The 9689-nt window shown below is 63.9% G+C and carries 11 protein-coding genes; 5 read left to right on the plus strand and 6 right to left on the minus strand.

What is annotated here, in order from left to right; translation table 11 throughout:
* Positions 1–12 precede the first annotated feature (12 nt).
* Positions 13–816, minus strand: coding sequence for an SDR family oxidoreductase (locus J1M81_RS17595; RefSeq protein ID WP_032407909.1), 804 nt, complete (start codon positions 814–816; stop codon positions 13–15).
* Between the two features lie 35 nt (positions 817–851).
* Between J1M81_RS17595 and J1M81_RS17600 the strand changes: the two genes are divergently transcribed.
* Positions 852–1652 carry an ABC transporter ATP-binding protein gene (locus J1M81_RS17600; protein WP_052056565.1) on the plus strand — a complete coding sequence of 267 codons (801 nt, stop codon included), beginning with the start codon at positions 852–854 and terminating at the stop codon, positions 1650–1652.
* Entirely contained in the window at positions 1649–3232 is a 1584-nt protein-coding gene (locus tag J1M81_RS17605; RefSeq protein ID WP_206498484.1) for an ABC transporter permease, read from the plus strand. Before J1M81_RS17600 ends, J1M81_RS17605 begins: the two co-directional genes overlap by 4 nt.
* On the opposite strand, the gene J1M81_RS17610 is transcribed toward J1M81_RS17605, so the two are convergent.
* Together J1M81_RS17610 and J1M81_RS17615 are read right to left on the minus strand one after the other, a co-directional pair.
* Positions 3224–3784, minus strand: coding sequence for a sugar O-acetyltransferase (locus J1M81_RS17610; RefSeq protein ID WP_206498485.1), 561 nt, complete (start codon positions 3782–3784; stop codon positions 3224–3226). The two genes, J1M81_RS17605 and J1M81_RS17610, sit on opposite strands and share 9 nt — an antisense overlap.
* Positions 3785–3794: 10 nt before the next feature.
* Complete coding sequence (locus J1M81_RS17615; RefSeq protein ID WP_032373465.1) at positions 3795–4301, minus strand: GNAT family N-acetyltransferase; 507 nt, start codon at positions 4299–4301, stop codon at positions 3795–3797.
* A gap of 17 nt (positions 4302–4318) precedes the next feature.
* Between J1M81_RS17615 and J1M81_RS26870 the strand changes: the two genes are divergently transcribed.
* The 3 genes from J1M81_RS26870 to J1M81_RS17630 are packed head-to-tail and all read left to right on the plus strand — an operon-like array spanning position 4319 to position 6577.
* Entirely contained in the window at positions 4319–5284 is a 966-nt protein-coding gene (locus J1M81_RS26870; RefSeq protein ID WP_206498486.1) for a D-2-hydroxyacid dehydrogenase, read from the plus strand.
* Between the two features lie 54 nt (positions 5285–5338).
* Complete coding sequence (locus J1M81_RS17625) at positions 5339–5788, plus strand: SRPBCC family protein (protein ID WP_032373467.1); 450 nt, start codon at positions 5339–5341, stop codon at positions 5786–5788.
* Between the two features lie 27 nt (positions 5789–5815).
* Complete coding sequence (locus tag J1M81_RS17630) at positions 5816–6577, plus strand: class I SAM-dependent methyltransferase (RefSeq protein WP_052061624.1); 762 nt, start codon at positions 5816–5818, stop codon at positions 6575–6577.
* Here J1M81_RS17630 and J1M81_RS17635 read toward each other — a convergent pair.
* From J1M81_RS17635 to J1M81_RS17645, 3 genes are all read right to left on the minus strand, one after another.
* Positions 6574–7173 (minus strand): hypothetical protein, encoded by a 600-nt coding sequence (locus J1M81_RS17635; protein ID WP_032373468.1) that lies wholly within the window; start codon positions 7171–7173, stop codon positions 6574–6576. The genes J1M81_RS17630 and J1M81_RS17635 overlap by 4 nt on opposite strands.
* Positions 7174–7279: 106 nt before the next feature.
* On the minus strand, positions 7280–8509 hold the full coding sequence (locus tag J1M81_RS17640) for a molybdopterin-dependent oxidoreductase (RefSeq protein WP_052061640.1): 1230 nt from the start codon (positions 8507–8509) through the stop codon (positions 7280–7282).
* Positions 8510–8820: 311 nt separating this feature from the next.
* Positions 8821–9684 (minus strand): DUF692 domain-containing protein, encoded by an 864-nt coding sequence (locus tag J1M81_RS17645; protein WP_052061625.1) that lies wholly within the window; start codon positions 9682–9684, stop codon positions 8821–8823.
* Positions 9685–9689: the final 5 nt, after the last annotated feature.

The raw sequence follows: 9689 nt of genomic DNA on the forward strand, positions 1-9689 counted from the left end.
CAGGGGTTCAAACTATCTCTTCAACCCGAACATCTTCGCAATCGTCTTCTCCATGAATGTCGCCGGCAGCAACCGTCGCGCCAGAAACACGACCGGTGCGTTGCTTCCCCTGGCGTACAGGGGTTTCGGCTTGTCGGCCTCGATGGCCTTCAGTACTACTTCGGCGACGTCCTCGGCGGAGATTCCGGTTCCCTCCTTACGGTCCAGTGACGAGATCGCTGTGTGGAAGTCGTCACGGTGGACCGAATCCGCTGCGATGTACTTGGTGCGGCGTTCGCTGATTCCGGTGTTGATCGATCCCGGCTCCACGGTGGTCATCCACACGCCGAACGGAGAGAGTTCCAGCCGCGCTGCGTCGGAGAAGCCCTTGATGGCTGCTTTCGTCGACGCGTACGAGGAGCGGTAGGCGAGCGGAAAGCTCGCCAGCATCGACCCGACCATGACGATGCGGCCGTACCCGCGCTCACGCATGCCGGGAATGACGTTCTGCGACAGCGTCACTGCGCCGAACACGTTCAATTGGAACAATCGCTCGATGGCGTCGGTCGGCAGTTCCTCGAAGGGCCCGGACTGGCTCTCGCCCGCGTTGTTGACCAGAACGTCGACGGCGCCCAGCTCGGCAACGAATGCGCCGATCGACGTGGTGTCGGTCAGGTCCAGAGCTCGATACTCGACGCCTGCTGCCCGTTGATCGGAGGTCATCGAATCCGGATTCCGAGAAGTGCCGATAACTCGGTAGCCGCGGGCAACCAGCGCCGACGCGACGGCCCTTCCGATGCCCGACGAAGCTCCGGTGACCACTGCGGTGCGATTCATGCCCAGATGGTACCGGTGCAGTCGGTTCGTAGCGCATGACGAAAACGCCCATACCGGTTAGTCTGTTACCCGTGCAAACGAATCCTCCCGCTTTGCTGCTCGAGCACATGTGCATGGCCTTCGGCCCGAAGATTGCGGTCGACGACCTGTCATTGATGGTTCCGCCCGGGTCGATGTTCGGGTTGGTCGGCCCCAACGGTGCTGGTAAGACGACATGTCTGTCCATGGCGGTCGGGCTGCTCAGACCGCAGTACGGCCGAAGCCTCGTTTTCGGGCGTGACGTCTGGGCCGATCCGATCGCGGCGAAGGAGCTGCTCGGCGTGCTACCCGACGGACTGACATTGCCTTCCCAGTTCACCGGCCACGAGCTCCTGACCTATATCGGTCGACTGCGCGCGATGCCGGAGGACGTCATCGCGCAACGTCGCGACGAGCTACTGAACGCGTTGGGTCTCGCCGATGCCGGCGGAACCGTCATCGCCGACTATTCCGCCGGAATGACCAAGAAGATCGGACTGGCGTCGGCGCTGTTGCACGGGCCTCGCCTCTTGGTGTTGGACGAGCCCTTCGAAGCCGTCGATCCCATCTCGTCCACGACGATCCGCAACATCCTGATTCAGTTCGTTCGCTCCGGTGGCTCGGTGATCCTGTCCAGTCATGTCATGGCCCTCGTGGAACGGCTGTGCTCCCACGTCGGTGTCATCACCGGTGGTCGAGTCGTGGCGGCGGGAACGGTCGACGACGTCCGCGCCGGTGGCACCCTCGACGACGCCTTCGTGCGCCTCGTCGGATCCCGAGACCAGAACCCGGACGGCTTGTCCTGGATGCGCTCGTGAAGTCGGTCGGTCGCACCGTCCTGCAGATGCGAATCACGCTCTACCGCAGGCAGTTCAAGGGCGGACAAGCAGTGGTCAAGACCGTGTTCGGGTTGCTGGGGCTGGCCCTCGCGGTTCTCGCATGCGTGATGGCGGCCCGAACCGGCGCGTCGCAGGTATTGGTGGGCGGCACCGCAAGCCTCGGACTGACCCTGACGGGCCTGAGTTGGGTGCTCTTCCCGGTGCTGTCGGGTATCTCCGACGACAACATCCAGCCCCGCCACTTCCAATTGCTGTCCGTCGATCCTGCGCGACTGGCCCGTGCGCTGCTGACCACGTCGGTGATCGGCATGGTGGTTCCGCTGACGATCGTCGCGACGGCGTCCATTCCGATCTACGCTCTGTCGCGGTCGGCTGCCGCAGTACCTCTGGCGCTCGTGGCCTGGCCCGCGACGGTGGTGTTCTTCGTGACGTTGTCACGGGTGGTGACGCTGGCCATGTCGCAACTACTCAAGAGTCGCCGCAGCCGCGAATTCGCGTTGCTGGCGTTCGGCGCTGTCTTCGGAGGCCTGTACTTCCTGCAGTTCCCCATCACGCAGAATCTCGATCGTGTGCTGTCGGGTGAGGTGACGTGGCCGCTCACACTGGCCCATTCGATTCCCTTCGGCTGGGGCATCACCGGCGTCGATGCTGTGCTGGAGGGCAAGTGGCTGTTGGCGATCGGCGCGGTGGTGGGATTGCTGCTGCTGGACGTCGCACTGGTGTGGGCCTGGCAGCGACTGGTTCTACGCCACTTCGAGGGACGTGTCTCGACGTCGTCGGGATCAACCCGTAAGCAGACGGCAGAGAAGGGGCGCGACGGTGCAACAGGGTGGCGGGCAACGCGCGTCGGGGCGGTAGTGACGCGAGAGCTGTCTCTGTGGCGCGGTGACATGCGTCGTCGGAGTCAGCTGCTGTCGGTGCTGATTTTCGCAGTGCTGGCCGGCATCGGCCCGCTGGTGACCGACTCGATTCCGTTCAGCGCAGCCTGGGGCGCCTGGATCGCGATCTTCATGGCGATGGGTGCGGGATCGAATTCGTACGGTCTCGACGGCGGTTCGATGTGGCACCTGGTGATGATTCCGCAGGCTCTCCCCGACGACATCCGTGGTCGGCAGATCGCCTGGTTGCTGGTCGCGACCCCCTTCGCGATCGTGCCGGTCGTGGTGGTTCGAGTGTTTGGAGATCTCGGGCTCGACCGATGGGAGATCCCTGTCGCCGTGACGATCTCGATGCTCGGAGTCAGCGCCGGTCTGACCGCCGTGAACTCCGTACGCGGTGCCTACCCGGTGCCCGAAGCTACGAAGTCGTTCTCGATGAACACACGGGGGTCGTTCACCGGAAATGCATTCGTCTTCCTCATCCTCGGGATAGTGGTCCTGGCCGTGTCGGTCGTGCCCGCACTGCTTCTCGCACTGCTCCTTCCGGGAGCGTGGGCGTATCTGTCCATCCTGGTGGCCGCAGCGATCGGCTGGCTGGGGATGTGGTGGGGCGCGCGGATGGCAGTCGGCACGCTGGTTCGTGACTCCGACAGAATCCTGAACTCGGTGATCTCACGGTAGTGCGCGGATCGCCCGACACGGGTTGCCTGCAGCGAACGTATGCGGCGGTACGTCGCGGGTGACGACACTTCCGGCTCCGATCACCGAGTTCTCTCCGATCGTGACTCCGGGACAGACGATAACGCCTCCGCCGAGCCAGACATTGTCTCCGATAGTGATGGGAAGGGCGCTCTCCCAACGAGATCGACGAGCATCGTGGTCCTCCATGGGATGCAGCGCAGTCAGTAGTTGCGCACGTGGACCGGTCGAGACGTCGTTCCCGATGGTGATGGGCGCGCAGTCCAACAGAATGGCGTCGTAGTTCAGAAAGCTGTTGGACCCGATGGAAATGTATGTGCCGTAGTCGCATTGGAAGCGCGGCATGATCCACGAGTCTGATCCGATGGAACCGAGTAGCTCGCCGAGCAGTTCACGTCTTGCTTCGTCCTGGTCTGCCTCGGTCGCGTTGAATCTGTCGAGCAACTTTCCACACGACACCCGAGAGGCCACCAGGTCAGGATCGCCGTCTCGGTAGAGTTCGCCGCGCAGCATCCGATCTCGGTTCTCGCCCATGGGGGACACGCTACAAGCAGGTCGGCTTCTCGAACAGCGCCACGCTGAACCACGAACTGCCACCGTCGAAGTCGCGACGGCCGACGTACTGGAAACCCTGCCGAAGGTAGTAGTTGCGAAGAGCGGTGTTGGTTTCGGCGCAGTCCAGCCGTAGCAGCCCTCGCCCTTCCTGTCGGGTCCGCTGCGTCGCCCACTCGAGCAACGAGGTGCCCAGTCCCGTTCCGGCTTCGCTTCTGTCGATCACCAATCCGTGCACATAGCCTGCGTCGTCGTCTGGCTCCGGCCAGACGGCAGGATCGGCCCAAATCAGTCGCAGGGCTCCGACGATCGGGCCACCGGCGTGACGTCGAGCGATGTAGAACTCCCCTGCGTCTATCTGGGCCGCAACAGTCGACAGAGGTACCTCGCGCGGTGCCCACTGATCGATGCTGCGGGCGGCCAACCAGTCCTCGGCGGCGTGCCGGAGGTCGAGTATCGTTGCTGTGTCGGCGGCAGACGCGAGTTCTACGGTGAGCACCCTGCCATCGTACGGAGGTGACGAGTCCTGTGGTGAACGTGCTTGTGGTCGAGAGTGATTCGGACCGAAAAGCCTTCCCGTCGATCGATGGAGTTCAGCTCCGGAGCTGCGCGATCACCGAACTCGTCGACGCTGTGTCGTGGGCGGAGGTTCTGCTGTTTCGCACGTTCGAGACGGTCGACCTGCGCAACGTGTGGCCGCACGCCGACAAGCTCCGATGGATTCATGTGTCGAGCGCTGGGGTCGATCGGGTTCTGGATCCGGTTCTGCGGGAAACTCCCTGGGTGCTGACCAACTCCGGCGGCATTCTCGACCGTGCAATTGCCGAATACGTCGCTGCGGGCGTTCTGGCGTCGATGAAGAAGCTGCCCGAAGCGCTTCGGCGACAACGTGAACGGGTCTGGGAGCATCGCCTCACCAGTGGAATCCACAATCGGAGAGTGCTGGTCGTCGGTCCGGGTTCGATCGGCCGCGCCATCGGTCGCGTTCTCGGGGCACTCGGTATGCGTGTCGACGCGGCCGGCACATCCGAGCGGCCGGGAGACGCGGAGTTCGGGAGAATTCGTTCGGTGGACGAGTTACCCGCCTACGCAGGTGAATACGACGTGGTGGTGCTGTCCGCGCCGCTGACCGAGAAGACCCGGGGGCTCGTGAATGCAGAGGTCCTCGGGGCGATGCGTCACGACGCGGGGCTGGTCAACATCGCCCGTGGGCCCGTTGTCGACGAACAGGCCTTGTGTGAGGCGTTGGATTCCGGGGCGATCGGATGGGCCGTGTTGGATGTCTTCGAGGTCGAGCCACTTCCGGCGTCGAGTCCGCTGTGGGAGATGGACAACGTGATTCTGACGGCGCATCTGGCCGGTGACGCCGACGACTTCGCCGATCGGCTGTGGACGCTGTTCGAGGACAATCTCGATAGGTATCGGCGGAACGAGTCCCTGGTCAATGTGGTGGACAAGCAGGCGGGCTACGTCCGCCGGTAGAGGCCGACGCCAATCTATGTGTAACACGCCGTCGCGTGTATTAGTGTCGGTGGAATGCGTGAGATAAACCATTCGGCGGTCGCGTCGACACCCCGCGATGTGGCGTTCGCCTACCTCGACGACTATCGAAACGTCCCGCGGTGGATGTTCGGGATCACGCGGTTCGAGCCGAGGAGTGAGACCACCTCCGGTCTCGGGGCGACGTACGACGCAACCATGCAGATTGGCCCCAAGTCGTTGAATTCGATCGTGCGCGTCACCGAATGGGTCGAGAACGAGCGACTCACGCTCGAATCGGTCGAAGGCCTGTCCAACTCCTCGACCTGGTCGTTCACGGACCTGGATGAGGGCCGGACCCGTCTCGACGTCATCTTCCGTTACAGCCTGCCCGGGGGCATCGCCGGAAAGGTTCTCGGGGCCGTCGTGGAGCCCGTCGTCGGGCAGGCAATTCGGCACACCGAGTCCACTCTCCGATCGCAGCTGGAAGCGGCCGAACATCGGTAGTCCCGAATAATCGGTACTCTGGCTAACGTGACGGACGAGCCGGAACGACCCCGCGGTTTGACCTTCGGCCGAGTCGCCGAGGAGTACGACCGCGCTCGTCCTGGATACCCGGCGGCGCTGTACACGGATGTTCTTGCCGGCGGTGCGACCCGCGTGTTGGAAGCGGGAGCCGGCACCGGCAAAGCCACCGTTGCGTTGGCTGAACGCGGCGCTTCTGTGGTTGCGGTCGAGCCGGATTCAGCTATGGCCGAGGTGATCCGACACCGAACCGAGAACATGGACGTCGATGTTCAGGTCACCCGGTTCGAGGACTACGTCGGCGCGCGCTCATCGTTCGATGTCGTCGTGGCCGCTCAGGCGTGGCACTGGGTCGATCCCGATCGAGGAGCCGCGGTGGCGGCTCGTGCATTGGTCCCCGGGGGATCACTTCGGCTGTGGTGGAACATGCCCGGTCAGCTTGACGGGCCGGTGTGGGAGTCGGTGCGGGCTGCGTACATCGCCACCGAGCCGGAAGCCGCACCGCTGTTGGCGCACTCTCTCGGCGTGCAATCCGAGACCGCGGTACCCCGCGCGGCCGGCTTCGGCCCATGGTCCACGTCGACCTACGAGTGGGTTCAGCGTTACACCGCGGACGAATTCTGCGCCATGGCCGCGACGTACTCGAGTCACCAGATTCTCACCGACACACGTCGGCAGGAAGTGCTCCGAGCGGTCCATGCGGCTATCGACAGCCACGGCCACCTGGACTATCACTACGTCACGCAGATGATGACGGCGAATCCAGGCTAGGACATCGTTGTGGTGCAGACGACGAATTGCCGTGCTTCGTAGGCGAATCCGCCTTCGGGGCAGTCGTTGGGGTCGGCGGTTCCGGTCTTGATCTCGGTGACCTTCTCCACGCTCGTCGCGCTGGGGTCTGCGCAATCGACTCGGGCGGGCTCGTCCATTCCGGTACTCGGCACGCTCATGCAGCCGTCGATCACCCAGTCGACGTCGAGGCACAATGCACCCTGCTCGACACCGTTCAGAGTCTCGTAATACGTCTGGTTGACGTCGGTGGGGCACTGCTCGTTCTCTTCGGCTTTGGCGATGACCTTGTAGTTGGACTCCATGCTGCCGCACTCGGCGTTGTCGATCTCGGCGGCAGTCATCGTGCCACCGAGCTTGACGCACTGGCCGATCTCGACGTCGATGTCGGTGGAGCCACCGGCGTCGATGCCTTCCTGGCCGGACACGTTGTCGGTGGTGGTGGGGGCTGCGGAACTGCTGGAGGCGGTGGTGTCTGCGGCAACGGCAGTGCCGGCGTCGGACGACGAACAGCCCGCGGCGAGCATCAGCGTGAGGGCTGCACCCGCGGCGAGAAGGCCTCGAGATAGTGCGTGCATCGTGGCATGACCTTTTGGACTCGTCCAGACGAAGGAGTAATCCTTCGTCGGCAGCCCCGCGGGCCACCGATGAAAGATTCTCGACTATCCGGGTGGTTTTGCAAAGTCACGAACGGAACACGATGCGCGCCACCCACTTGGTGTTGTGCACACCGGGAAGCGCGGGAACGATGACACGTGCCGGGTAGCCGTGATCGAGCGAGAGATCGACGCCGTTGACTTTCAATGCCAACAGCGAATCGGGATGGAGCGCTTGATTGCCCTGCAGCACAGCACGACCGAATGGGCCACCCTGTTCTATCGAGATGATTTCCGCGGACCTGGGTGCGGGTACCCCTGCCAATGCTGCGAGTTCGGCCAACGGAACTCCCGTCCAACTCTGCGTGGTCGACCATCCTTCGACACAGGCGATGGGAAGTTCGGCGGTGTGCTGAGTCATGGACAGCAGCCTGCCGCGGGAGAGAACCACGGGTTCCGAGTTCTCCGAAGCGCTCTCGACGGACAGAGTCCAGTCTGCGCCCGTCTGTTCTTCGGTGACACCGGCCGCCTCGGCGGTGCGGTTGATTTGAAAGTCGTTGGGCCCGTCGCCGTACGAACGCCCCCGCGGAAGCAGAATTGCTGCCTTGCGTAGGACGCCTCCGACGGTTTGCCCCACCGTCAACACGGCTACGAATCCCATTCCGGCGGCGACCAATCCGATCGCACCTCGTCGGCTCATGGTTTCGTGTGGCCGGCTCGGCGCTTCGTTGCGGGCGCGCAGGACGTCCATCAACGATTCCGATCGAAGGGTCCGCCACATCAGCGGCACTTTGAGACCGAGGTGCACCAGGAATCCGGAGATGAAAACCCAGGCACCGAAGTAGTGAGCGGCGTAGAAATCGAAGCCGAACACGTAGTCGTACTGGATGTTCAGCACGCCGGTGACGATCTCGAACAGCAGGCCACCGACGAGTGCCAGCAGCGACAGTCGTTCGAGTGCATGTGCGGGCGACCGGACCGGTGGCAGTTCGACGAGCTTGGGCATCACCGACCAGAGCTTGGCGATGACGAGCGGGACGATGATCAGGCCCAACCCGACGTGCAGGCCCTGCGTCAGCTGGTACAGCCAGGCCGGGTTCGTCGGCCAGTCGAAGAACGGTAAACGCAACCACCCGACGGCACCTGGTCTGGCTTGGCCGAATTGCGGCCCGTAGGCACTGTAGGACAGCAGGCCCGTCAGAATCACGATCGGCAGCGCAACGAGCAGCACCGCGCCGAACACCGACGTCAACCACGTGCTGCGCAGCGGACTGCGAAAGCGCGCGAGCGGGTTGGGTGCGTCGGCCATGTATGGCATTCGCTGCCCGACCCGTCCCGGATGTGTGGCGGCGAGTTCCCCTTCCTGTTCCATGGCTCGGTAGAAGGCCTCGGCATCCTCGGCCGTCGACACCTTGGGGCGGCTCGACGCCCATCGGCGGAACAGCATTTCGTATCGGTCGCCCAACGCCGAGGGCAGTGCCGGATAGCGTGCCGCGATCTCGGCCGCTCGCTTGTTCAGCAAAGCCGCTCGGACAGTGTCCACTGTCGCAGAATCGAATTCGGCGGGCAGTGGCCCACCTGCCACGAGAGCGCGCACCAACTCTTCTTGACGGCGAGCCAGGTCGTCGTTCACCTCGTGTACCCGGACGTCCGTACCCCGGTGATGCGATCGAGTCCCGCGGCATCCGCGATCGAATCCAGTTCTGCGAGAAGCTCGGCCTCGGGTGGATAGTGACCGTCGCGTTCGAGCATCAGGGGCGTGCGATGCCCAGCCGTCGCAAAGGTTCGTAGTAGTTCGAGGACTTCGTCGGGCACCGGCTCAGTGTGGGTGTCGTGATAGATGCCGCCGCGGACCGTGCCACCGGCGATGTGGCAGTAAGCAATTCGATCCAGCGGCAGGCGTTCGAGTTCGGTCCACGGGTCGCGGCCCCGATTGAGTGCGTTCGCGTACACGTTGGCGATGTCGAGCACCAGGCTCACGCCGGTCCGCTCGACGAGTTCTGCCAGGAACTCACTCTCGGTCAACTGGTCTTCCGGCCAATCGAACAGGGCTGCAATGTTTTCCACCGCCAGCGGAACCGGCACACCATCCTGCGTTCGTGCGATGTTTCGCGCGAGCGCCGTCAGGGCTTCGTGGGTGCGCGGCACCGGAAGCAGATGACCGGCCTCGATGCCGTCGGCGCGGACGAAGGCGATGTGCTCGCTCACCAGTGGGGATCCGAGCATCGAGGCGACTCGTGCCAGTCGGTCGATACGGTGCTGCTCCACCGGCTCCGCACCGCCCAACGACAACGAGATTCCGTGCGCGACGACGGGAACTCCCAATGCGACGAGGCGATCGGGTGCCTGCTCACCGATCGATTCGGCGATGACCTCGCAGAACGCCAGCCCCGGCAGTTCCGAGACGATGCCGGATATCTCCGAGCGCCAACCGATTCCGAGCCCCACGGGCACTGCGTCGACGTTCAACCTCCACAACCTCCGCCGCCGCATCCCCC

The organism is Rhodococcus sp. KRD175 (assembly GCF_017168275.1).
Taxonomy (GTDB): Bacteria; Actinomycetota; Actinomycetes; order Mycobacteriales; family Mycobacteriaceae; genus Rhodococcoides; species Rhodococcoides fascians.